Source organism: Pseudofrankia sp. EUN1h, assembly GCF_001854645.1.
GTDB classification, from domain to species: Bacteria; Actinomycetota; Actinomycetes; order Frankiales; family Frankiaceae; genus Pseudofrankia; species Pseudofrankia saprophytica.
In genome coordinates, this window is record NZ_MBLN01000093.1 from 1 (window position 1) to 23028 (window position 23028).

Consider the following 23028-nt stretch of genomic DNA (forward strand, 5'->3'; position numbering starts at 1 on the left):
CTAACCCGGACACCACGCCGTCCTGGTCACGGACTGACGGCGGACCTGAGGCGAACCCCCGACCTCATGCGGCCCCGACCTTCGATTGCGCCAGCGGACGGGCGTCACCACCAACCAGCCGATCAGCGTGTACACACTCGGAGCCACCGGAATCGCCTAGAGCCGAGGCGACGAGGAGGTCCGGTCGGTGCTGATGGACGCACATCTGATCATCGGGCTCGGCTGCCTCGTCGCGGTGGCGGTGGGGTGCCTGCTGTGGGCACGGGTCGACCGGGCACCGGCGGTGGTGACCGCGGTGGTGCGAGCGGTCATCCAGCTCACGCTGGTCAGTCTCGCGCTGCGCGGGGTGTTCGCGGCTCCGCCGGCCACCGCTGCGGCGTTGGCCCTGATGCTGACAGCCGCCGTGATCACAGCGGCCCGGAGGCTGACGGCCTTCCGACGGCCGGTCCTGGCCGTGGCCGGTTCGTGTGTGGCCGGCGCCGCCGTGACGCTGGGCATCGTCTTCGCCGTACCGGTGCTCGACCCCTCGACGCGGCACCTGATCGCGCTGTCCGGCAGCGTCTTCGGCGGCACCATGACGGCCTGCACCCTGGTCGGCCGCAGGCTGGCCGACGGGCTCATGCGCCGTCGTGACGAGGTCGAGGGGTGGCTCGCGCTGGGCGCCACGCCCCGGCAGGCCTGCGCGCCGATCGCCCGCGAGGCCGTGCGCGAGGCGCTGGTGCCAGCGCTGGACCAGACCCGCACCACCGGACTGGTGACCCTGCCAGGGGCGTTCGTCGGCGCGCTGCTCGGCGGCGCGAGCCCGGGAGACGCGGCCCGCTTCCAGATCGTCATCCTGACCGGCCTGCTCACGGCGGAGACGGTCGCCGCCGTCGTACTCGCCCACCTGCTCGGCGCGCCCCGGGTACTCCCCCTCAGCGGCCAGCCGGCTGACCGCCACAGCAACTCGTAGCACCGCCGGACCGGCTTGGCTCCGGGCGGCTAGGCGAGTAGAAATATCTACATCTCTTCACAGTCTGCAGGGAGGCTGCCATGGCGGCGCTACCAGGGCATGAACCGGCGGCGGCGCGGCCCGTCGACGCGGACAACCACTACTACGAGACGCTCGACGCGTTCACCCGCCACCTCGACCGGAAGTTCCGGCACCGCGGGGTGCGTGTCGTCCAGGACGGCCGCCACGTCGAGATGGTCATCGGCGGGAAGGTCAACAACTTCATCCCGAACCCGACGTTCGACCCCGTCATCGTCCCCGGCTGCCTCGACCTGCAGTTCCGCGGCCAGATCCCCGACGGCGTCGACCCGCGCAGCCTCACCAAGGTCGAGCCCATCCGGCCCGAGTACCGCGACCGGGAGGCACGGCTCGCCACGATGGACGCCCAGGGCCTCGACGCGGTGCTGCTCTTCCCCACGTTGGGCTGCGGCGTCGAACAGGCGCTCAGAAACGACATCCCCGCCACGATGGCGAGCCTCACCGCGTTCAACCACTGGCTCGAGGACGACTGGGGTTACTCCCACGAGGACAGGATCATCGCCGCGCCGATGATCTCGCTCGCCGACCCGGACGCGGCACTGGCGGAGATCGACCGTGTGCTCGGCCTCGGCGCCCGCGTCGTCCACATGCGCCCGGCGCCGGTTCCGACGGGGACCGCCAAGGGCCGCTCGCTGGGCGACAAGCTGCACGACCCGGTCTTCGCCCGCCTCGCCGCGGCCGGCGTGCCGGTCGCGTTCCACCTCGGCGACAGCGGCTACAACGCGATGATCGGAGCCTCCTGGGGTGGCGCCGAGGAGTTCGCCCCCTTCCGCGCGCCGGACCTCCTCGGCGGCGTCCTCATCGGTGACCGGGCCATCCACGACACCATGGCCAGCCTCATCGTCGGCGGCGTGTTCACCCGCCACCCGGACCTGAAGGTCGCCAGCATCGAGAACGGCTCCGACTGGGTCTATCCCCTGCTCAAGGGCCTGCGCAAGCTCGCGAACCGCGCCCCGTCGCTGTTCGCCGCCGACCCACTCGACACGATCCGGCGCCATGTCTGGGTCACGCCCTACTACGAGGAGGACCTGCGCAAACTCGCTGACACGATCGGCGTCGAGCGGGTCCTGTTCGGCTCCGACTGGCCACATGGCGAGGGCCTCGCCGAGCCGGCGTCGTTCACCGACGAGCTCACCGCCTTCAGCCCCGACGAGGTCCACCGGATCATGCGCGCCAACTGCGCGGAGCTGGTCGGGCTACCCACTTCCTAGGAGTCGAGATGGATCTTGGCATCCGCGACCACGGGTTCGTCGTCGTCGGCGGGACGGCGGGCATGGGACTGGCCACGGCGGAGGTGCTCGTCGCCGAGGGCGCGCGGGTGGTGCTCGTGGGCCGGGACGCCGACCGCGCGCGGGCAGCCGTCCGGCGGATCGATGAGGGAACCGGCGAGGGGCGGGCGACGGCCCTGGTAGGCGACGTCACCCACCCCGGCGCGGCGGAGCGGATCCTGGCCGAGGCGGTCGCCTCGCTCGGCTCGCTCGCCGGCGTCGCGGTGACGACCGGAACCTCCACGGCCGCGCATGCCGACCTCGACGGGGCCTCGGACGCGGTGTGGGCGAACGCGATCGACGACGTGCTGATGGGAACGGTGCGCACCGTACGCGCCGCCGTGCCGCACCTGGTCGCCGGTGGCGGGGGAACCGTGGTCACCACCGGGGCCTACGGCATGCGCGCCTATCACCCGGACCGACTGCCCTACGTCACCCTCAAGAGCGGCGTGGCAGCGTTCACCAAGACCGTCGCCCGCGCGTACGGCGGCTCGGGCGTGCGGGCGAACTGCGTCTGCCCGGGTGCCATCGAGACCGACTCACTCGCCGCCGTGCGCCAGGCCCTCGCGCGCGAGCGGGGCGTGCCGCCGGACGGGCTTCTCGAGCAGGTCATGGCCGACGAGTGGCACATGGACGTCGCCCTGCGCCGCCCGGGCAGACCCACGGAGGTCGGCGAGCTGTTCGCCTTCCTCCTGTCATCCCGGGCCGGATACCTCACGGGCGCCGTCATCAACATCGACGGCGGCACCCAGTTCTGATCGCCGGCCGGCGCGCGGGCGGGCCAGGCACCGCGCGGCCGAGGCCGGTGGGCGCGGGCAGGACGGCCGGCGTCAGAACCGGCCAGGCCCCAGTGTCCCCGGCGTACGGTCTGTCCTGGAAGCCGCCCCTACAGGACAGGAGACGTGCAGGTGATTCCAGCGGAGTCGTCCGAACCACGCCTGCCGCGAGGGCCTGGCCGTGACGAGCAGATAGGCCGTGAGCGGGACGACGCCATCGCGCGACGGCTCGCGGAGGAAGAGGACGCCGAGCGCGACGACACGATCCGTCTCGGTACCGACCGTTCTCCTTCCGGTTTCCCGCCACCCATCGCGCCGTCTCCCGACCCTCATCGGCTCGGCCCGCCGCCGGCGCCGGTCTACGGGGCACCGCCTCCACCGCCGCCGCCGTTTCCACCGCCTCCCATGCCGCCACCGCCGTTGCCACCACCGCCAGCGCCGGTCTACGGCGGTCCGCCGCCCTGGTCCCGTCAGGGCTATCCGCCGTCGCCTGGACCTGTTTCGGGATGGCGGCGGCTGCTGGACCGGCTGCGCCGTCGATGACCACCCCGCGTCGCACCTACGCGGTGTGGGAGCTGACGCTCGCGTGCAACCTGGCCTGCGGGCACTGCGGTTCCCGGGCGGGCCAGGCACGTCCGGCGGAACTCACCACGGCGCAGGCCCTCGACGTCGTCGCCCAGCTCGAACAGGCCGGCGTGGACGAGGTGACCCTCATCGGCGGTGAGGCGTTCCTGCGGCGCGACTGGCTGACGATCGCCGCCGAGATCACCCGTCGGGGAATGGCCTGCACCATGACCACCGGCGGATATCGGATGAGTGCGGCGATGGCCCGGGGTCTGCGGGCGGCCGGCATCGAGCAGTGCTCCGTGTCGGTCGACGGCATGACGGCCACGCACGATCGGCTCCGCGGCCGTACCGGCTCGTGGGACTCCTGCTTCGCCACCATCCGGCACCTGCGCGCCGCCGGGGTCACCGCCACCTGCAACACCCAGATCAACCGACTGACGGCGCCGGAACTGCCCGAGCTGTACCTCGCCCTGCGCGCCGCCGGGGTCGCCGCCTGGCAATGGCAGCTGACCGTCCCGATGGGAAACGCGGCCGACCACTCCGAGATGCTGCTCCAGCCGGTCGAGCTTCTCGACGTCTTCCCGATGCTCGCCCAGGTCGCGCGCCGAGCCGCGGCGGACGGCATCCGCATCCACGCGGGCAACAACGTCGGCTACTACGGCCCCTACGAACGGCTGCTGCGCTCGCCGGAAGGCACGGCATTCTGGTCGGGATGCCAGGCAGGGCTGACCACGCTCGGCATCGAGGCGGACGGCACCATCAAGGGCTGCCCATCGCTGCCCACTGGCGACTACGCGGCCGGCGACATCCGCGAGCGGGGACTGGTCGACCTGCTACGGGACGCACCCCAGCTGGCCATCAACATGACCGCCGGAACCGACGCCGCCACGGAGAACACCTGGGGGTTCTGCCGGTCCTGCGAATACGCCGACGTGTGCCGCGGCGGCTGTACCTGGACCGCGCACACCTTCTTCGGCCGCCCCGGCAACAACCCCTACTGCCACCACCGGGCGCTCACCCACCAGCGGGCAGGCACCCGCGAACGGCTCGTCCAGACCACACCCGCCCCCGGTACCCCCTTCGACCACGGCCTCTTCGAGATCGTCCAGGAAGAGCTCACCGCGCCGTGGCCCGCCGACCAGCGCCCCCGCCTCGCCCCCGAGGACATCCACTGGCCACCAGCGTGGGACAAGACGCGTCGTTGAGGAGTCGATTCCTCCGTCGCCGAGACTGTTTCCCCGGCGACGGGCCGCCTTCATCGCGCGATGCGCTGAAGTTGCCGTTCGTGCACGCCGGGAAGCCAATCCTTGCCGTACGCCGTCGGGCCGAGCCGCGGGTCGCTGGGAACCTCGGCATCGCGCAGGGAATGCAGGTACGCGCGATCCTGGTCGATCCGTGCGTGTACCTGACCACCTCCGCCGACGGACCCGTGACCCGGGATGACGACATCGACGCCGCCCGCCACGCCCTCGAGCAGCCGCAGCGCGACGAGGCAGTCCTCGACCGGGTCAGTGGTGCTGTTCAAGTCGAGCATAGGAATCAAGATGTCGGAAAGCATGTCGCCGGCGACGAGAACCCCGCGTCCCTCAATCAACAGCGCTGCATGGCCCGGGGCATGCGCTTGATGCTCGACAATCCGGACCTGCGGGCCATCCCAAGGAATCTGCGTCTCCCCGGCGGGCAGGCCGGTGATGACTCCGAGCAGGTCCAGCGGTACCTGCTCGGCGATGTCCGGCGGTATCAGCGAGGCGACGAAGGCCTTCGCGCGCGCGTCCGACAGCCGTTCTCGGACAGTGGACGCGCCGCGGGCCGTACCGTAACGAGGCGCCACGCCGAGCCGGGCGTCCCAGAGCAGGTGGTCCCAATGCGGATGCGTCGAAAACCCCGCCACCACAGGCTGGCCCAACTCGCGGAGGTCGTTCGCGAGGCAGGCGATTTCGTCGCCGGTCACCCCAGGGTCGATGAGCAACACGCCAGCCCGGCCCTGCACCACGATGGTGTTGCTCTGGAGGAACTCGCTCTCGTGGATCAGCACGCCCTCCACGACCTGCCTCAACACCGGTGGCTCCCTCCGCTTGTGGTTGCAACCGCTTGTCGGGAGCCTAGTGCCCGGCGCTCTGGCAAGAGTTCATGGACGAACCGCGCCACGCGCACCTTGGCTCCGGCACCCCACCGCGATCGCCCAGCGTTCGCGAGCGCCTGAACGCGGCCTACCGCGCTGCTACCAACTCCTCGTAGCCGTCAGGCAATCGACCATGTCCAAGGGCGACGACGGACGCCGCCCGAACCGCCTCACCTGTGGACCCCATGCCGACCCGGCAGCCCGCGACAGCGACCTCACCCGAGCAGAACAGGTGCCAGTCCCGCCGGCTACCGGTGCGTGCTAGCGGGCGACCACGCGCACGCCGATAGCCGCGGCTCTCGGGAAGTCGGGAGAATTGCTTACCACGACCGCTTCGTAGTCGCCGATCGGGAACGGTGGCGCCTCGCCGTTCTCGCACCGGGGCAGCGACGACCCGGCTACCGACGTCGACTCGTCCGAGGAGCAGCTGATGTACGTCGTGCGGATCGAGAGATCGAAACTCGTCGTGCCGGGCGGGAAGACGAGTGGCCGCAGTTCACACATCAGCGTGTAGGCGAACTGGACGGGCATCCCGGGTCGTTGGAGGCCGACCGTCCAGGCCGGGTGGCAGCCGTTTTTCTCTGTGATGCCGATGGCCTCGGTGGAACGATTGGTGACCGTGAGCGTGCCGGCAATCTGGCCGCCTTGAGCGACACTGGTCATGTCGAGGGCGATCTGCGCTGACAGCGTCGGCCCCTCGGCCGGCGGCTTGATGTCAGCCGGCGCATTGGTACTGTCCGCCGGCGCGACGGTGCCGGACGAGGTGAGCGAGGTCGCTCCGGTGGTTTCCGAGCAGCCGACCGCGCCGATGGCGGCGACGAATCCGATCAGCGTGACGATTCTTGCGTAGCGGGTCAGCCGCCGCACAGTTGTCCCCTCAACATCTCACGGTTCCACGACTCACAGAGGTCGAGTAGCCGGAGTTTTCCAGGCTGTAGCCCCATATGACAATGTTCGGCTAGTCCACGGGATCCAGCCATAGGGATTCCCTATGCCCATCCCTGGCAGTCGGTCGGTACCGAGGGGCCCGCGGCCGGCTGAGGCTGGGTCCATGACCACCGTCCCCGCCGGGCAACGCCATGTCGTCCGGCCCGCGCGGCTTCCGCCCACCGTGTCCGCCGTCTCCGGCGTGTCCGGCGGGCTGGCGTTCGCCATCGCGATCGGACTGGCCGCGACCGCCGTCGGCGTGGCCAGCCCGGTGATCGGCGCGCCCGTCGTGGCGGTCGTCGGGGGCGTCCTGCTCAGCCCACTCGCCCGGCGATGGCGGCGCGTCCTTCAACCGGGTCTCGACGTCGCCCGGACCCGGCTGTTGCGGGCGTCCGTCGCCTTGCTGGGCGCGCAGCTGTCCCTGGGTGAGGTGGCCGACGTCGGGGTGGCCTCGCTGCCGGTCATGCTGACCACCCTCGCCGTCTGCGTGGCCGGTGCGGCGCTGCTCGGCCGATGTCTCCAGGTCGGCCGTGACCTGCGCATCCTCATCGGGGTCGGGACGGCGATCTGTGGGGCGTCGGCGATCGCCGCCACGAGCCCGACGATCAGAGCCAAGGACGCCGACGTCACCTACGCCGTCTCGACGATCTTCGTGTTCAACGTCGCCGCGGCCCTGGTCTTCCCGCCGCTCGGGCACGCGCTCGGCCTGAGCCCGAGCGGGTTCGGCCTGTTCGCCGGGACCGCGGTCAACGACATGTCCTCGGTCGTCGCCGCGGCCAGCGCCTACGACCCGGCCGCCGTCCAGCAGGCGGTCGTGGTCAAGCTCGTCCGCACACTCATGATCATTCCGATCGTGCTGACGCTGGGCGCGCTCGCCTGCGACCGCGTGGCCCCTTCCGGCCCAGACGGTGGGCCGTGCCACCGGCCTCGCGGCCAGTCGCGCCGCCAGCCGCGGCACCGGTCACGTCGCCTGCTGGCCGTGGTGCGGCGCGGCGTCCGCCTCGTTCCCGGGTTCCTCATCGCGTTCGTGCTGGTGGCGTCGGCCAACTCGGCCGGGCTTCTCCCCGCCGCGAGCCACGAGCCGCTGCATCGCGCCACGATGATTCTCGTCGCCGTCGCCCTAGCCGCGACCGGCCTCGCCACGGACGTCGCGGCGCTGCGCCGCACCGGGTACCGGCCGCTCCTGCTCGGTCTGCTGCTGTGGGTCACGGTGAGCCTGACCAGCCTCACCGTCGCCAGGGTGGTGTGACACGCTGTCCGGCGATGTCCCTCCCGAGCTGGGCCACCGACCTGGCGACGCTCGACCTGCTCCTGTCCGTCGCCGAGACCGGCAGCGTCGGCCGCGCCGCCCAGGCGCACGGCATCAGCCAACCCAGCGCGAGCGAACGGCTGGCCCGGCTGGAACGGCGTCTCGGGGTGCCACTTCTGGTCCGGACCCGGCGCGGCAGCACGCTGACCCCGACCGGCGAGGCCGTCGTCGCCTGGATCCACCCGGTCGTCGACGCGGCCCAGACGCTGGCCGACGGCGTGCTCTCACTACGGGCCGACCAGCGGGCCCGCCTACGCATCACGGCCAGCCTGACCGTGGCCGAGTACCTGCTGCCCCGTTGGCTGCTGGTCCTGCGGCGCGGCCACGCGGATCTGGAGATCTCGGCCAGCGTCGCCAACAGCGAGGACGTCTGCGCGGCGATCCGCTCCGGCCGGGCCGACCTCGGCTTCGTCGAGTCGCCCGACGTCCCGGCCGACCTCGGCCGCCGAGTGGTCGGCACGGACGGCCTGGCGCTGGTCGTGGCCGCCCGCTATCCCCTGGCCGCCCGGGCCGAACGGGATCTGCGCGCCAAGGATCTCACCGAGGTGCCGCTCCTGCTGCGCGAACCCGGCTCCGGCACGCGCGAGACGTTCCTACGCGCTCTCGCCGGCGCGCTCGGTCGCACTCCGCCCATCCAGCACGTGACCAGCCTGGGCTCGACGGCGACGATCCTGGCCACCGTCCGGGCGGGCGGCGGCGTGGGCGTCGTGAGCGCCCGGGCCGCGGCGGCCGGCCTGGCCACCGGCGAGCTGGTCCGGTTGCGGGTGGCCGACCTGGAGCTGGTCCGACCGCTGCACGCGGTCTGGTCCGGTCACGCGCCGACCCCGCTGGCCGCGGAACTGATCGAACTCGCGATCGGCCGGCTCCCCTCCACACCTCGGCCGGGGCAGTCTCGGCCAGCCAGAAACAGCCGGGCCGGACCAGGCGCCGCCCCGGAGCCGACCGAAGGGCCACCAGACCCGACCGAGGCCTCTGACCAGCGAGAACATCGCCTGATCAGGCACAGGCCAGATGGCGGCTGATCACTGCCCAGTGGCCACGATCGATCCGCGATCCGCGATCAGCGATCGACGCGACGACGTCACCGCCGGCCACGCTCGCGGCGGTGGTTCTGGCGGTCCGGGAGGTCGGGCGTCTTGTAGGTGACGAGGGGGATCGTGGTGGCTATGGGGGTGGCCAGGCCGTGGCCGACGAGGTCGGCGATCACCTGCTCGATGCGCTTGTAGGCCGTCGGGGCCTCCTCGAAAAGGAGCTGACGGTCGCCGCAGATCACCAGCGACCCCACCGGGGTGCGGCGCAGCTGCTCGACGGTGTGCTTGGCCCGGCCCCGGCGCAGCGCGTCGGCGCGCGACATCTTGCGGCCCGCGCCGTGTGCCACGGAATGGTTGGCCGCCGCCCCGGCGTGGGCGGCCACCAGGTAGGAGGCGGTGCCGCGGGTGCCGGCGACGAGCACGTCGCGGCCATCCCCGGGCGCGGCGCCCTTGCGATGCAGGTAGACCCCGTCGCGGATCTCGACCAGGTTGTGGCACTGGTCGACGACGGCTTCGGTGGGTTCGGTGCCCAGCGCGTGGGCGACCCGGGCGGCGATCAGTCGGCGGTTGAGCGACCCCCAGCGCACGGCGTCGTCGTGGGCCGCCAGGTAGGCGGCGGGGTCGGGAGCGGGGCCGGCGCCGTGAACCTCGGTGTGCGCCCGCAGGATCCGTTCACCCAGCCCGCGGGAGCCGCTGTGGACGACGAGCACCAGGTCCCCGACGGCAAGCCCGAGGCGGCCCGCGTGCTCCAGCTCGTCGACGGTGGCGATCCGCGCCAGCTCGACGAAGTGGTTACCTCGACCGACCGTCCCGAGGCCGTCGCCATGGCCGGCGGGAATGTCGCCCCGGGCGGCGTCCCAGGCGGGGTCGTCGACATCCCGCTCGGGATCGAGCGCGCGGTCGAGGTCCGGGAAGCGCCTCGCGAGCTTCTCCGGCGCGGCGCGGCCAAGCCTGATGGGGAACACGGCGATACCGCAGCCGATGTCGGATCCCACCAGCGTCGGGTACAGCACGCTCGACGCCATCGCGGCACCGATCGGGGCACCCTTCCCGGGATGCAGGTCCGGCATCCCGGCAACATGGATCATGCCTTCGAGGGCGGCCACCTGGTGGCACTGCGCGACGGCGTCCGACTCGATCCAGCTCGCGGGCGAGGCGAACACGGTGACCGACGCCGAATCCCTGACCGTCGCGGGCGGGCCGGATCGCTGCGAGGTCACCTGGCTGGAATGTCGCTGAGACAAGAAGGATGCTCTTTCACCAGGAGGGGAACATGACCGACACCCGCGGTGCGGACTGGCACCACGGAGAAATAGCGCTGTCGGTCAGAGCATCATGCGATCACCTTCCCGGAACCCTCCGGGCATGGCAAGCGGTTTACCTGGGGGCGACGACGGGGGCAGGGCTGATGCGGGCCGTCGCTGGTGGTGATCGCGCTCGCTGTCTTCCGTTCGCCCGTGGCGATCGACACCGTGCCAGAACCCCGTTTGGCTGTCGCTCCACGGATGGCCTGGCAACGAGGCCGCGGGACGTGTCCGCGGCCGGGTACTGGCACGGTGCCGAGGTGACGCTCAGTCCGGGATCGGCGTGTTACCGAGGACCTTGTAGTCGGCGGGCTGGCCCTTGTCGTCCAGGGTCGACGCCAGGCCACCGCGGACGCAGACGGCCTGCTGGTCGGGGATGGCCTTGCCGTTGCAGCGGAACTTGAGGCCGCCGGCGCCGGGCAGCTCGGTCTCCTTCATCGCCTTGATGGTCGAGGTGATTGTCGCCGACGTGATGTCGCCTGTGATGCCCTGCGTCGCCGTCTGGAGGCCGGCGAGGAGCGTGAACATCGTCAGGCTCCCCTGGTTGCTGGTGTCGATGTCCTTGCCATAGGTGTTGGCCACAGCCAGGAACAGGCGCATCGACGGGCTGTCCGGGCCGATCGGCGCGGTGGCGCTGACGACCATGCCCTTCAGCGTGCCGCCGGGCACCGCCTTGCGGGTGGCGTCGGTGATGCACTGGGAGATGGCGCTGATGGTGCCGGTGAAGCCGACGGCCTTGAGGCCGTTCATCGCGCTGATGCAGAAGGCGTCGTTGCCGATGATGAAGACCTCGTCCGAGCCGTTGTCGGCGATCTGCTGCATCTGCGGCGTCATGTCGGCCGTAYCCGGCGCTACGCGGACGAGCACATAGCCGATGCCGGCCTTCTCGAACAGCGGCGGCGCGACCTCCTGGGCAGAGTGCAGGGCGGCCGGGACGTCGATGACGATGGCGCTGACCTTCTTGTTGCCCTTGTCCTTGGCGACCTGGATCGGCAGATCGATGACCGAGAAGGTCGGGTCACCCAGGGAGAAGGTCGTCGGGCTGGACAGCAGGCCGGGGTCGCTCGAGCCGTAGACCATGACCGGGACCTTGGCGTCGTTCAGTGGTTTCCAGGCGCTCTCGACGACGCCGGACGTGCCGATGATGACCGCGGCGACCCCGTCATCGATCATCTGGTTGCCACAGTCGGAGGCCTTGGACAGGTCGCCGAGGGTCTCGCAGACCGTCAGCTCGACCGGCCGGCCGCCGATCCCGGCCCTGTGCTCGTTCAGCCATTTGACGGTGGCCTGCGCGATGCGGGCCTCGTCGCTGGCGTCCGCGACGGGGTTCGCCCCTTCTGAGATCAGGCCGATCTTGACCGGTGCACCGGTCGCCTTGGAGATCGGACCGAGGACGTCCGCCTGGCTGGCGGAGCCGCTCGCCGACGGGGCGGCGGAGCCACCCTTGTCGTCGGAGCCGCCGCCGCAGGCCGCGACGACGCACAGGGCGGCGGCCATCATCGCGGCGGCGGTCGAGCGTAAGCCGGCCGGGCAGGTGTTTCTCCAGATGTGTTTCACTTTTCTCCCTGATCGTAGGATCGGCCGCGAAAGGGGCCGAGCTTGCCGCGAATCCATTGCGAGGTGYCTTCCATGAGTCGACTGCGCTTTGGTCATCCACCGGCTGCGTCGGCATCAGAACCGCGACGCGCCAACCTCCGACCGGACGTCGGTCACCCGAGGCCGACGGTGACGATGTCCTGCCAGGCCCGCCGTTCCGCTCCCATCGGGTCGGGCTCGACGCGGGACTCGACATCGAAAATCATGGTCGGCCGGTTGGTGGTGTCGTAGGGGGGCCAGGTCGCCAGGCCCTGGTGGTTGGGGTCGCCTTGGCGCGCAAGGGCGACCAGCGAGCCCGCCATGGCCTGGACGAGCGGAGCGGCGTGCGGACCGTCAAAAGCGGGCCCCACGCTGACGTTGTCGAAGAAGTACCACATGTCACTGCCGTGCCCGGCGCGCACGACACCGTCGGGACTACGCCTTCCGAACGCGTAGAGATAGACATACGGGGGCAGGCCGCCACCGGCGAGGAGCGCCTCGGCGATCCGCACCGTTGGGATCCGGAAAGCGTGGTCGGAAGCGATCAGCAGGTAGAGCGAGACAAGACTGTCATCGGGTTGGGCACTGCGGTAGGCGGTGAGCACATGGTCGGTGTCGTCGCCCAGGAAGCCCCGCAGCCGCCCCATCAGGAACGTGTCATCGGCGCTCCATACCTCAGGTGTCCCCAAAAACGGTTCCAGTTCGTGCGTCGTGCAGCCGAGTGCGACGCGCACGTCAGCGGCGGAGCCGTCGGCGATCGCGTCCACGGGATCGCGCGGAAGACTTGGGCATCGGGCCGGGCTGAACCGCCCACGCATCTCGGTGATCGCCCGCAGGCCCAAGGGGTGGGACAGTTGTGAGTTCACGAGGGTCATTACGTCAAGCTTGCGCAGGGCATCGACAGCGGCGTCATCGGTCACGTCAGCGAGCCCCGTGAGCTGCAGCGTAAGGTCCGTCAGCTCCCGTGACTCCGCTGGGGGCATGCAGTCGAGKAAGGCGCCGCTCATGGCGAAGGCACGGTGGAACAGGCCCCGAGCCGCCGACATGGCGAGCAGCACGCTCACCTTCGCGCCGCCCCCGGACTCGCCGAAAATGGTTACATTGCTCGGATCACCACCGAACGCGGCGATGTTGTCGCGGACCCACTCGAGCGCCGCGACGATGTCAAGCATGCCGGCATTGGCCGAGTCGGCGAACTCGTCGCCCAGGTGGGACAGGTCGAGAAAACCCAGCGCACCGATCCGGTGGTTGACTCCGACCATGACCACGTCGTTGTTGCGAGCGAGATTCGTGAAATCGTAGAGCGGCCAGGACGCCGAACCGATGGTGAAGGCGCCGCCGTGCAGCCAGACCAGGACTGGGCGCCGCGCACCCGCGCCGGGCGCGCCTACAGCCCCGGTCGGCGCCCATACGTTGAGGACCAGGCAGTCCTCGCCCAACTGACGCTCGTAGTTCCAGATCCCGGTCATCCGTTCCATGTCGATCGGTCGGCTGGCTCCGGTGACCTCCTCGCTGGACGGCTGTGGGCAGGACGGCCCGTAGGTCAGACAGTCCCGCACGCCGGACCACGCGGGTGCCGGGCGGGGCGGGAGGAACCGGGCGTCTCCACCGGTGTCAWCGCCGTAGGGAATGCCCTTGAAGGAAACGACGCCATCGTTCTCAGCGCCACGGACAGCGCCCGACGCGGTCTCGGTGATCATTTCATGGATCCTCTCGCTGTACGCCGCTGGCCTGAGGCACCGTTCGCGGACCTCCCGCATCAGGGCGGTCGAGCGGATCGGTGAGCGGCCTGACTGTCCGACCCAGGCACTCGATCCCGAGCGCCGGCGCCGCGCGTGGAGCGCAGCGTAGGACCCACAGCGGCACTCGCGAACACCACGATTCCGCTGAGCGGAAGAACTCCCGCCTGACATCCACGCCGCCAGGCGCGCCACGGTCCATCGCGCGTCGACAGCGTGGCGCGGTCTTGACCACCCTTCCACTATGGCACTAGTGTCGCATCTCTCGCGACGGGTCGTTCACATCTCCTTGGTGGCGCTCGCCGGCCGAACACCTCGGGAGTCCGCATGAGCCGAATCAGGCCGGGTCGACTAGCCGTGTTCCTGCTCGCCGCCGGAGCGGCCTTACCTGGCCGTACCGCGCGCGGCGACGGTGGCGATGGCGGCGCGGCCGCCGGCACAACGACACCGACCGGCAACGCGGCCGAGCTGGCCGGGGTGACCGTGACCGGGCCGACAGCCAACGGCGAGCGCCCGAACCCCTTCTCGCTGCCGGTGTTCGACCTCGACGGCTACGGATATTCCGCGCGGGAGTACTTCTTCGGCGGCGACGCCGTCTCCTACGCCCCGGCGCCTGGCACGCAGCTCGGCACGGACGGCCGGTGGGCATTGCAACCGTCTGGCACGGCGCCGTTCAGGTCCCGGATGCTCGTCCTGCGTCCGAGCGATCCCAAGAAGTTCAGCGGGACCGTCTGGCTGTCTTGGCTCAACGTGACGGCCGGATTCGAGATTGGCGACTTCACCCGCGCGAGTGTGCGCGAAGGCGACGCCACCGTGTACGTGTCGGCGCAGAAGATCGGCCTCGACGGCGTTCCTGGCGCCGAGGGGAACGGGCTTAGAAGGTGGGACCCAAAGCGGTACGGATCGCTCGCCCATCCCGGGGACGACTTCTCCTACGGCATCTTCACGAAGGCCGCGCTCCTCGTCGGGCATGACCGCGGAAAGCTGCCGGTCGACCCGATGGCCGGATTCGACGTCAAGCACGTGTTCGCCACCGGTGCGTCCCAGTCCGCCATACGCCTGACCTCCTATCTTGACGGCGTGCAGCCACTGAGCAATGCGCTCGACGGTGCGCTCCTGATCGCCAACTTCGGCCGTGCGGCCAGGGTCGACACAGGCTCGGACACCGACGACGCGGACACGCTTCTCACCCGGCCGCCCGTGCGCATCCGGGACGACCTCGACATTCCCGTCATTCTCGTGAGCACCGAGACCGAGGCCGAATCGATCTACCCCGTGCGCCAACCGGACTCGGCCACCTTCCGGTACTGGGAGATCGCTGGCGCGGCCCACGCCGGCGCCGGCGCCGACAGCATCGGGGACGTGGTCACGCTCTTCGTGCGCGACGGCCTCAAACTGCCCTCGGGCGACCTCGGATCGACGTCAGGAGCGGTCGGCGCGACGTCGGCTCCGAACTCCCTCGACTGGCTGCCAGTCATATCCACGGCCCGCGTCGGCCTGACGGAATGGGCATCTGGGAACACCCCACCGCCTGTCCTGCCTCGCATCTCCCTCGGCGAGAACCCACCGCGCATCGAGCGAGACGAGTACGGCAACGCACTCGGCGGCATCCGGATGCCCGAGCTGGAGGTACCCGTCGYGACCTACAGCGGCGTCGTACCGGGCRCATCCGCGATGGAATCCCTGTTCGGGTCGATGTCCAACTTCTCACCCGACCGCCTRCACTCGCTGTACCCGGACGGCCAGGCCTATCTCACCGCCTACAACCACGCCGTCGACGAGGCCGTCAGCGCCGGATACCTCCTGGCCCAGGACGCGGACTCCATCAGGGCGGCCGCGGCAACAAACGCAGCCAAGCTTTTCCCCACGAGCTAGGCCGCTCGGCGCCGGCACAAGCTCGCTCACGTCGGTGACCCGGGCCGCTGCGCCGACAGGTGGCACGGACCTGCGAGCGTCACGACGTCGAGCGACGAGACCATGCCTGGTCGGTAACATGTCGCCGCGTGTCAGCTGCACCGACCCGCGAGCGAGACCCGACGGCGAAACGGGCGCGCATCGCCGCCGCGGCCCTGAAGTTGTTCCAGACCCAGGGCTACACCGACACGACGATCGACCAGATCGCCGCCGCCGCCGATGTCGGCCGCCGCACCGTCTTCCACCATTTCGCGACCAAGGAAGCGATCCTGGTGGACCACCTCGTCGTCCGGCGAGAGGTCGCCCTCGCTCGTCTCGCCGAGCGGCCAGCCACCGAGGCGCCGCTGGGAAGCCTGCACGCGGTCCTGCGGGAACTGTGCGACCAGGGCTACGACCGAGGCCTGCTGACCCAGATTCGCGCCGTGCTGACGACCGAGCCACGACCCACGATCGAGCCACTTCCGCTGGGAATCGGCGGGTTCATCAGGACGGCCACCGAGATCCTCCTCGGTCGTGCCGGCACCCGCTGGTCCTCACTCGAGATCCACGCGGTGGCTCTGATGGCGATGAGCTGGTTCACGACTGCCACCCACCTCTACCTGACCGAGGACCGACCGTCACTCGTCGCCTGCTTCGATGAGGTCGTCGCCGCATGCGCCGACGCGACCGCCACCCTCGCCACGGCCGTCCCGCCGCCGACGGACAGTCAGTCGCCGACGCCGCCGAGCGGATGCTGATCGTCGGTTCACTTCAGCGACCCCACGAGCTTGATCGCCATCCGCGCCCTCCCGTGGTCGCGATCCGGCCCGGCGGACAACCATGGGAGGGCACGGACGGCGATCATCAACCGGGCCGGCGGACCGCGCCCACCTGAACAGGCCCGCCGCGGCGAGAACAACCGCCGGCCCCTTCTCCACCCACCTCGTCAGGCCATCGCCCGACTTGGGCCAACTGAGCCCTGAGAGACGCGGGCCACGCGAAGATGAGCACGCCAATCGCACCACCTCCGTGTGAACGAGGTAGCCGACATGGACATGAAGCTCGAGGTCGTCGTCATCCCTGTCTCCGACGTCGACAAGGCCAAGGAATTCTATGTGTCGCTGGGGTGGCGGTTGGACGCCGACTTCGCCACGGACGAGCCGTTCCGCGTCGTCCAGGTGACGCCACCCGGGTCGCCGTCCTCGGTCATCTTCGGTACCGGCCTGACGACCGCCACGCCGGGTTCCGCGCAGGGCCTGCACCTGGTCGTCAACGACGTCGAGGCGGCCAGGKCCGAACTCGCCGGGCTTGGCGTCGACGTGAGCGAGGTCTTTCACGACGCGGGCGGCGTGTTCCACCATGCGGGAACGCAGGGGCGGGTGCCCGGGCCGGATCCGGAGCGTCGCAGTTACTCGTCGTTCGTCTCCTTCAGCGACCCGGATGGCAACGGCTGGGTCGTTCAGGAAATCACGACCCGGCTTCCCGGACGCTAAGGCCGATGAACGTCACGGCACTGGCCGGACTGCTCCGCGAGGCGGAGGAGCATCACGGCGCCTATGAGGCAGTCGCTCCCGCGCACCACTGGTCGGACTGGTACGCCGCCTATATCGTTGCCCGCGACGCCGGAGCCGCCCCGGACGTGGCTGTCCGCGAGGCCGGCGCACATCTGGAGTCGTTGCTGCGAGGAGATCAGAGCACAGCCTGATCCGTCCCGGTCAGGACCACGGGACGCTCGGGCCCGCCAGGACGACGAGACTGCGCTTCCCGCCCGGGCGGGCCGGCGACCTCGGTCCGGCCGGCGCGGCATGCCGGGCGTGCCGCGCCGTCCGCTCTCCCCTCCGCCGTCGAACGCGCCGTCGCCCGCCGCCACGCCACAACCTGCGCCGACCATGATCAACCCGAGGTGTGGCCAGCGCGGAGATACTCAGGCAGGCCGCGGGCGCGATCCGAGATTCATTTCTTAGGATCTTTGATGGCCAGTCCCAGGAGCAGCATCGACAAGATCAAAACCACGAACAGCCCGACGAGCATCAGCGGCAAGGTGATCGCGACGCTGAGCACCGGATGCAGCCCCCAGCCGTGCAGGCCGATGTACAGCCAGGAGCCCAGGGCAACCATGGACAGGCCGAACATGGCCATGGCGCCGGCGCCGAAGGAAGCGGCGACATAATCAAACAGCCGCGGCGGGGCGGATGTCTCGGAGTCCCGCGCCAGGCCCAGCGGGCGAAACGCCGCGTAGACAAGGCCCAGGACGATGAGATCCGCGACGGCCGCGGCGAGAAAGAGGAGTATCGCCAACCCCAACGACGGCTCGAGATAGCCAGCTATCAGGATGAGCTGGCCGAGGGCGAGGGTGGCGCCCAGGGCGTACACGCAACCGGCCCTTCCCGCAGAAGCCAGCCGCGACCGTTTTCGATAGTGCAACACGTCGCGCGCCCAGCGCTCCAACCGGCTGAGCGCTGACACGGTAACACGTTTCCATCCCCCGAGGAATGCCTCCCGTCCACCATCGACGGCGCGAGATGGTCGCCTCGTACCGGCCGGCGCGGGCCTGGCGCCAGGAACCGTTCACCGGCATTCCCGGCCGGCGTTCGGCCATTCGGCCACCACGTGGCGACACAGCTTCGGCCGGTCCTGGAGCGATGAAGTCGGATCCGTTTCCCGACGGCACCAGGCGGAGGATTCTCAGAAGACTTTCGCCGGACCTGTCGATCGGGCCCGGTCGCGTTCGTAGCTCTGGTGAGAGACCGGCACCGGGCCGGTCGCCACCGCTACGGAGGCCACGATGGCCGTCACCCCCACCGCCACTGTCACCACGAAGACCGGCCCGCTCGTCTGGACCGGTGTCGCCGCCGCTGTCGTCGCGAGCGCCGCCACCACGACGGTCGCCGCCGCCGGCCATGCGGCGGGGATCAGCCTCGACATGAGCGGCGAGGCGATCCCGGTGCTCGGGTTCGCCATGCTGACCGCGGTGCTCTCGCTGGTCGGGCTGGTTCTCGCCGTGGTGCTGTCGCGCGTGACGCGGYACCCGCGCGGCATCTTCATCCGCACCACCGTGGTGCTCACCGCGCTGTCTCTGGTGCCGGATCTGCTGGCGGACGCCACCTGGGTCACGAAGCTGCTGCTCATGACGACCCACCTGGTCGCCGCCGCCATCGTGGTGCCGGCCGTGGCTCGCCGACTCCCTGTCTGAGACAGGACCCGTCGAGGCAAGACCCGCCCGAGGCAAGGAGATCCCACTCCTTGCCATCTTCAACGTACAGCGGCCTGGGGGGCTTGCCGCAAGACCCGGGTCGCGCCGCAGAATCGTCGGCCTGACCAGCAGCGGACAACGAAGCACGGCTGCCCCGGAGGTATGGCGATGAGCGAGCAGTACGTGTTGGATCTTCAAGAGGTTGACGAGACGCAGGTCGCGGTCGTCGGCGGCAAGGGCGCGCACCTGGGGGCGCTGTCGCGGATCGAAGGCATCCGCGTGCCGGCTGGCTTCTGCGTGACGACGGACGCCTTCCGGCGGATCGCGGCGGAGGCGCCGTCGATCGACGATCGGCTCGATCAGCTGTCGCGCCTGGACCCGGACGACCGGGAGACGATCCGCGCGCGCAGCGCGGAGATCCGCCGGACGCTCGAAGGGATCGCCATCCCGGGCGATCTCACGGCGGCGATCACCGGCTCGCTCGCCCAGCTCGGCGAGCAGGCCGCCTACGCCGTCCGATCCAGCGCGACGGCCGAGGACCTGCCGACGGCGTCGTTCGCCGGCCAGCAGGACACGTACCTGAACGTCGTGGGGCCGGCGGCGATCCTCCAGCACGTCAGCCGTTGCTGGGCCTCGCTGTTCACCGAGCGGGCCGTGACCTACCGCCAGCGCAACGGCATCGACCACCGCACCGTCCACATGGCCGTGGTCGTGCAGCGGATGGTCTTCCCGCATGCGGCCGGCATCCTGTTCACAGCCGACCCCATCACGTCCAACCGGAAGGTCGCCTCTGTGGAGGCCAGCTTCGGCCTCGGCGAGGCCCTGGTCTCCGGCCTGGTGAACCCGGACGTCTTCACGGTGCGCGACGGTGAGGTCGTCGCGAAGGCGGTCGGCGCCAAGCAGCTCGCCATCCACGTCTCGCCGGCGGGCGGGACGCAGGAACAGGCGATCGCCCCGGAACGGCGGGAACAGCCGGCGCTGACGGATGCGCAGGTCGTGCGGCTCGTCCAGCTCGGCCGGCGGATCGAAGCGCACCTCGGCCGCCCTCAGGACATCGAGTGGTGCCTGGCCGACGACGGTTTCCAGATCGTCCAGAGCCGGCCGATCACCACGCTGTTCCCCATCCCCGAGTCCGGCGACCGGGAGAACCACGTCTACCTCTCCGTCGGCCATCAGCAGATGATGACCGACCCCATGAAGCCCCTGGGGCTCTCCTTTTGGCAGATGACGACCCCCGCCCCCATGGCCGAGGCCGGCGGCCGCCTGTTCGTCGACGTCACCCAGAGGGTGGCCTCGCCGACGAGCCGCGCCGGCCTCCTGGAGCTCATGGGGAAATCCGATCCGCTGACCGCGGACGCGCTGCAGACGATCCTCGAGCGCGACGGCTTCATCCGGCCGCTGCCAGACGAGGGTCCCCCCGGCCCGCTGTCGGGCGGCGCGTCAGCCCCGATCGAGACCGATCCGGCCATCGTCACCGAGCTGATCGGGCGCAGCGAGGCATCCCTCGCCGCCTTGGAAAGTGACATCCGGACGAAGTCGGGAGAGGCGCTGCTCGACTTCATCCGGGCGGACATCCAGGAGCTGAGGCGGATCTTGTTCGATCCGCGGAGCCATCAGGTGTTCATGTCGGCGATGGATGCCACGTGGTGGCTCAATGAGCGGCTGGAGGCGTGGCTGGGCGAGAAGAACGCGGCGGACACGCTCACGCAGTCCGTGCCCCACAACATCACGTCGGAGATGGGGCTGGCACTGCTCGACGTCGCTGACGCGATCCGCCCGCATCCGGGCGTGGTGGCGTTCCTGCGGCGCGTCGAGGACGAGGGTTTCCTGGATGAGCTGCCCAAGCTCGCGGGCGGGCGGGCGGCGCGGGACGCCATCGAGGCCTGGCTCGACAAGTACGGCATGCGCTGCGTCGGCGAGATCGACATCACGCGGCCGCGTTGGAGCGAACGCCCCTCCACGCTCGTGCCCATGATTCTCGGCAACATCAGGAACTTCGAGCCGGGAGCCGGCGAGCGGCGCTTCGAGCAAGGGCGGCAGGAGGCCTGGAAGAAGGAGCAGGAGCTGCTGGAGCGCTTGCGGGCCCTGCCGGACGGGGAGCGCAAGGCCGAAGAGACGAAGCGGATGATCGATCGGGTCCGGACCTTCATCGGGTACCGGGAGTATCCGAAGTACGGCATGGTCAGTCGCTACTTCGTGTACAAGCACGCCCTGTTGGCAGAAGCCGAGCGCCTCGCCCAGGCCCACGTACTTCGCGAGCGGGAGGACATCTTCTACCTCACGTTCCAGGAGCTCCACGACGTCGTGCGCACGAACCGCGTGGATGCCCAGCTCATCGGCCGACGCAAGGACGCGTTCAGGTCGTATCAGGCGCTCACGCCGCCCCGGGTGCTCACGTCGGATGGGGAGGCCATCACCGGGGCCTACCGGCGCGACGGCATGCCGGCCGGCGCGCTGCTCGGCCTACCGGTCTCCGCCGGGACCGTCGAAGGGCGGGCCCGCGTCATCCTGGACATGGCACGGGCCGACCTCGAACCGGGTGACATCCTCGTCACGGCTCACACGGACCCCAGTTGGACGCCCCTCTTCGTCGCCATCGCGGGCTTGGTGACGGAGGTCGGAGGACTGATKACTCACGGCGCGGTGATCGCACGGGAGTACGGACTGCCCGCCGTCGTCGGCGTGGTGGACGCCACCCGGCTGATCCCCGACGGGCAGCGGATCCGCGTGCACGGAACCGACGGATACGTCGAGATCCTGCCATCCCCTCAATGAAGTCAATGAAGTTCAGACTGCTGAGAACCACGCTCAGGACGGCCGGTGTGGCCGCTCAGGTCAGGTGATCGCTTCGAGCTGGACGGGCAGACCGTCACGCGGGACCGGGAGCGGGAACCGGTCGAGGGAGAGCCGGTAGCCCGCCGGCAGGCTCCACCGGTAGCGCAGCAGCAGTTGGTGCAGGATCGCCTTGACCTGCTGGCCCGCGAAGTGCAGGCCGATGCAGGTGTGCGCGCCGCCCCCGAAGGGCTGCCACGCGTGGGGGTGCGCCTTGTCCTCGCGGCGGTGCTCGGCGAAGCGCTCCGGGTCGAAGCGCTCCGGATCCGGCCAGTATTCGCGCATCCGGTGGCTGAAGGCCAGCACGACGGCGACGAGGGTGTCAGCCGGTATCGGCACACCCAGCACGTCGACGTCGCGGACCGTCCGACGCACGAGGAGCGGCACCGGGGTGATCAGGCGCAGCGACTCCCTCATCACCATGTCCAGCGCCGGCAGCCGGGCCAGGTCGGCGTGGTCCACCGCGTCCGTGCCGAGGGCGCGTGACTCGTCGCGGCAGCGCTCCTGCCACTCCGGATGCCGGGCCAGAAAGTAGATCATGCTGGTCATCGTGCCCGTCGACGTGTCGTGCGCCGCCGCCATCATGAGGATCATGTGGCTGACGACGTCGTCGTCGGTCAGCGAGTTGCCGTCCTCGTCCCGAGCCCGGCACAGGCGGCTGAACATGTCCGGGCCGTCGCCGGCCCGCCTCGCCGACACCTGTGGCCGTAGGAACTCCTCCAGCCGCCGGCGCGCGGCCAGGCCACGGGACCAGCGCAGCCCCGGGACCGGTACCCGGACCACCGAGGCCGCCGCCCGGAGGCAGTCGAACAGGTCCGCGTTGAACCGGTCGGCCTCCGGGCCGAGCCGCTCCCCCATGAAGATCTCGGTCGCGAGCTCGAGGGTCAGCTGCTTCATCGCCGGATAGACCCTGAACCGCTCGTCCGGCCGCCAGCCGGCCAGGCCTCGCGCGATGGACGGGTTCATACCCGCCAGGTAGTCGCGCAGCCGGTCGGGGGCGAAGGCGGCGGCGATGATCCGGCGATGGTGGCGGTGCTCGTCGAAGTCGAGCATCGTCAGCCCGCGGCGGAAGAACGGCCCGGCGAGCAGCTCCTGGCCGGGGCCGTTGGCGAAGGCCCGCTCCTGGTTGCGCAGGGCCACGCCCGCGGCGTCCGCGCCGAGCATGGTCACCACCCGCAGCCCGAACGTCCGCTCCCACGACACCGGCCCGTACCGGTCATAGCGTGCCCGCCAGTGCGGCGCCGGGTCCCGCAGGTACCGCAGCGTGTACCCGACCAGCGGCGGACCGCCGTCCCCAGGCAGCCTCGCGTCGCCACCCCGCCACAGGTCAGCGCCGTCAGCGCTCATGAACACGCCCACCAGCCGGGCACGTCCGGTCCCCGCCGAGCCCGGCCGGCGGTGTCTCCTGGGCAGCTGTCCCCCACACGGGCCGACGGTACGTCAGCCAGCCCCCAATCCGAAC

General features: G+C 70.4%; 19 protein-coding genes. 12 read left to right on the top strand and 7 right to left on the bottom strand.

Annotated elements, in window-relative coordinates; genetic code table 11:
• The first annotated feature begins 193 nt into the window (after nt 1-193).
• From BCD49_RS35520 to BCD49_RS35535, 4 genes are all read left to right on the top strand, one after another.
• Nucleotides 194-952 (top strand): ABC transporter permease, encoded by a 759-nt coding sequence (locus BCD49_RS35520; protein WP_035928033.1) that lies wholly within the window; start codon nt 194-196, stop codon nt 950-952.
• An 80-nt stretch (nt 953-1032) separates the two neighbouring features.
• Nucleotides 1033-2241, top strand: a complete 1209-nt coding sequence (locus BCD49_RS35525) for an amidohydrolase family protein (protein WP_007512438.1) — start codon at nt 1033-1035, stop codon at nt 2239-2241.
• An 8-nt stretch (nt 2242-2249) separates the two neighbouring features.
• Nucleotides 2250-3056 carry an SDR family oxidoreductase gene (locus BCD49_RS35530; RefSeq protein ID WP_007512440.1) on the top strand — a complete coding sequence of 269 codons (807 nt, stop codon included), beginning with the start codon at nt 2250-2252 and terminating at the stop codon, nt 3054-3056.
• Between the two features lie 557 nt (nt 3057-3613).
• Nucleotides 3614-4846, top strand: a complete 1233-nt coding sequence (locus BCD49_RS35535; RefSeq protein WP_007512442.1) for a radical SAM/SPASM domain-containing protein — start codon at nt 3614-3616, stop codon at nt 4844-4846.
• Nucleotides 4847-4896: 50 nt separating this feature from the next.
• Here BCD49_RS35535 and BCD49_RS35540 read toward each other — a convergent pair whose 3' ends face one another.
• Entirely contained in the window at nt 4897-5700 is an 804-nt protein-coding gene (locus BCD49_RS35540; RefSeq protein ID WP_007512444.1) for an MBL fold metallo-hydrolase, read from the bottom strand.
• A gap of 324 nt (nt 5701-6024) precedes the next feature.
• Complete coding sequence (locus BCD49_RS35545; RefSeq protein ID WP_007512446.1) at nt 6025-6630, bottom strand: hypothetical protein; 606 nt, start codon at nt 6628-6630, stop codon at nt 6025-6027.
• A gap of 184 nt (nt 6631-6814) precedes the next feature.
• Here BCD49_RS35545 and BCD49_RS35550 point away from each other — a divergent pair, with 184 nt between their 5' ends.
• Nucleotides 6815-7939, top strand: a complete 1125-nt coding sequence (locus BCD49_RS35550) for a YeiH family protein (protein ID WP_007512447.1) — start codon at nt 6815-6817, stop codon at nt 7937-7939.
• Between the two features lie 14 nt (nt 7940-7953).
• Nucleotides 7954-9021: a LysR family transcriptional regulator gene (locus BCD49_RS35555; RefSeq protein ID WP_007512449.1), complete on the top strand. Its 1068-nt coding sequence runs from the start codon at nt 7954-7956 to the stop codon at nt 9019-9021.
• Nucleotides 9022-9080: 59 nt separating this feature from the next.
• On the opposite strand, the gene BCD49_RS35560 is transcribed toward BCD49_RS35555, so the two are convergent.
• The 3 genes from BCD49_RS35560 to BCD49_RS35570 all read right to left on the bottom strand — a co-directional run bounded on the left by BCD49_RS35560 (nt 9081) and on the right by BCD49_RS35570 (nt 13609).
• On the bottom strand, nt 9081-10250 hold the full coding sequence (locus BCD49_RS35560) for an RNA ligase RtcB family protein (protein ID WP_007512451.1): 1170 nt from the start codon (nt 10248-10250) through the stop codon (nt 9081-9083).
• 351 nt (nt 10251-10601) lie between these two features.
• Nucleotides 10602-11834, bottom strand: coding sequence for an ABC transporter substrate-binding protein (locus tag BCD49_RS35565; RefSeq protein ID WP_071042398.1), 1233 nt, complete (start codon nt 11832-11834; stop codon nt 10602-10604).
• A 209-nt stretch (nt 11835-12043) separates the two neighbouring features.
• Complete coding sequence (locus BCD49_RS35570) at nt 12044-13609, bottom strand: carboxylesterase/lipase family protein (RefSeq protein ID WP_071042388.1); 1566 nt, start codon at nt 13607-13609, stop codon at nt 12044-12046.
• A 366-nt stretch (nt 13610-13975) separates the two neighbouring features.
• Between BCD49_RS35570 and BCD49_RS35575 the strand changes: the two genes are divergently transcribed.
• The 4 genes from BCD49_RS35575 to BCD49_RS35590 all read left to right on the top strand — a co-directional run bounded on the left by BCD49_RS35575 (nt 13976) and on the right by BCD49_RS35590 (nt 17246).
• Complete coding sequence (locus BCD49_RS35575) at nt 13976-15523, top strand: alpha/beta hydrolase domain-containing protein (RefSeq protein ID WP_071042389.1); 1548 nt, start codon at nt 13976-13978, stop codon at nt 15521-15523.
• Between the two features lie 128 nt (nt 15524-15651).
• Nucleotides 15652-16299 carry a TetR/AcrR family transcriptional regulator gene (locus BCD49_RS35580; RefSeq protein ID WP_007512459.1) on the top strand — a complete coding sequence of 216 codons (648 nt, stop codon included), beginning with the start codon at nt 15652-15654 and terminating at the stop codon, nt 16297-16299.
• 291 nt (nt 16300-16590) lie between these two features.
• Nucleotides 16591-17034: a VOC family protein gene (locus tag BCD49_RS35585; protein ID WP_071042399.1), complete on the top strand. Its 444-nt coding sequence runs from the start codon at nt 16591-16593 to the stop codon at nt 17032-17034.
• Between the two features lie 5 nt (nt 17035-17039).
• The gene (locus BCD49_RS35590; RefSeq protein WP_007512462.1) at nt 17040-17246 is read left to right on the top strand and encodes a hypothetical protein; all 207 of its coding nucleotides are present in this window, start codon (nt 17040-17042) and stop codon (nt 17244-17246) included.
• Nucleotides 17247-17494: 248 nt separating this feature from the next.
• On the opposite strand, the gene BCD49_RS35595 is transcribed toward BCD49_RS35590, so the two are convergent.
• Nucleotides 17495-18007, bottom strand: a complete 513-nt coding sequence (locus BCD49_RS35595; RefSeq protein WP_131803632.1) for a hypothetical protein — start codon at nt 18005-18007, stop codon at nt 17495-17497.
• A 319-nt stretch (nt 18008-18326) separates the two neighbouring features.
• Between BCD49_RS35595 and BCD49_RS35600 the strand changes: the two genes are divergently transcribed.
• Both BCD49_RS35600 and rph read left to right on the top strand, forming a co-directional pair.
• Nucleotides 18327-18734 (top strand): DUF6069 family protein, encoded by a 408-nt coding sequence (locus BCD49_RS35600; protein ID WP_071042390.1) that lies wholly within the window; start codon nt 18327-18329, stop codon nt 18732-18734.
• Between the two features lie 168 nt (nt 18735-18902).
• A complete protein-coding gene (gene rph, locus BCD49_RS35605) occupies nt 18903-21509 on the top strand; it encodes a rifamycin-inactivating phosphotransferase (protein ID WP_071042400.1) in 2607 nt (868 codons plus the stop codon).
• 60 nt (nt 21510-21569) lie between these two features.
• On the opposite strand, the gene BCD49_RS35610 is transcribed toward rph, so the two are convergent.
• On the bottom strand, nt 21570-22913 hold the full coding sequence (locus BCD49_RS35610; protein WP_007512469.1) for a cytochrome P450: 1344 nt from the start codon (nt 22911-22913) through the stop codon (nt 21570-21572).
• Nucleotides 22914-23028 lie beyond the last annotated feature (115 nt).

Bases quoted from the DNA above. Each gene is read 5' to 3' on its own strand.
- BCD49_RS35520 (WP_035928033.1), top strand. From the start codon at position 194: ATGGACGCACATCTGATCATCGGGCTCGGCTGCCTCGTCGCGGTGGCG.
- BCD49_RS35525 (WP_007512438.1), top strand. From the start codon at position 1,033: ATGGCGGCGCTACCAGGGCATGAACCGGCGGCGGCGCGGCCCGTCGAC.
- BCD49_RS35530 (WP_007512440.1), top strand. From the start codon at position 2,250: ATGGATCTTGGCATCCGCGACCACGGGTTCGTCGTCGTCGGCGGGACG.
- BCD49_RS35535 (WP_007512442.1), top strand. From the start codon at position 3,614: ATGACCACCCCGCGTCGCACCTACGCGGTGTGGGAGCTGACGCTCGCG.
- BCD49_RS35550 (WP_007512447.1), top strand. From the start codon at position 6,815: ATGACCACCGTCCCCGCCGGGCAACGCCATGTCGTCCGGCCCGCGCGG.
- BCD49_RS35555 (WP_007512449.1), top strand. From the start codon at position 7,954: ATGTCCCTCCCGAGCTGGGCCACCGACCTGGCGACGCTCGACCTGCTC.
- BCD49_RS35590 (WP_007512462.1), top strand. From the start codon at position 17,040: ATGAACGTCACGGCACTGGCCGGACTGCTCCGCGAGGCGGAGGAGCAT.
- BCD49_RS35610 (WP_007512469.1), bottom strand. From the start codon at position 22,913: ATGAGCGCTGACGGCGCTGACCTGTGGCGGGGTGGCGACGCGAGGCTG.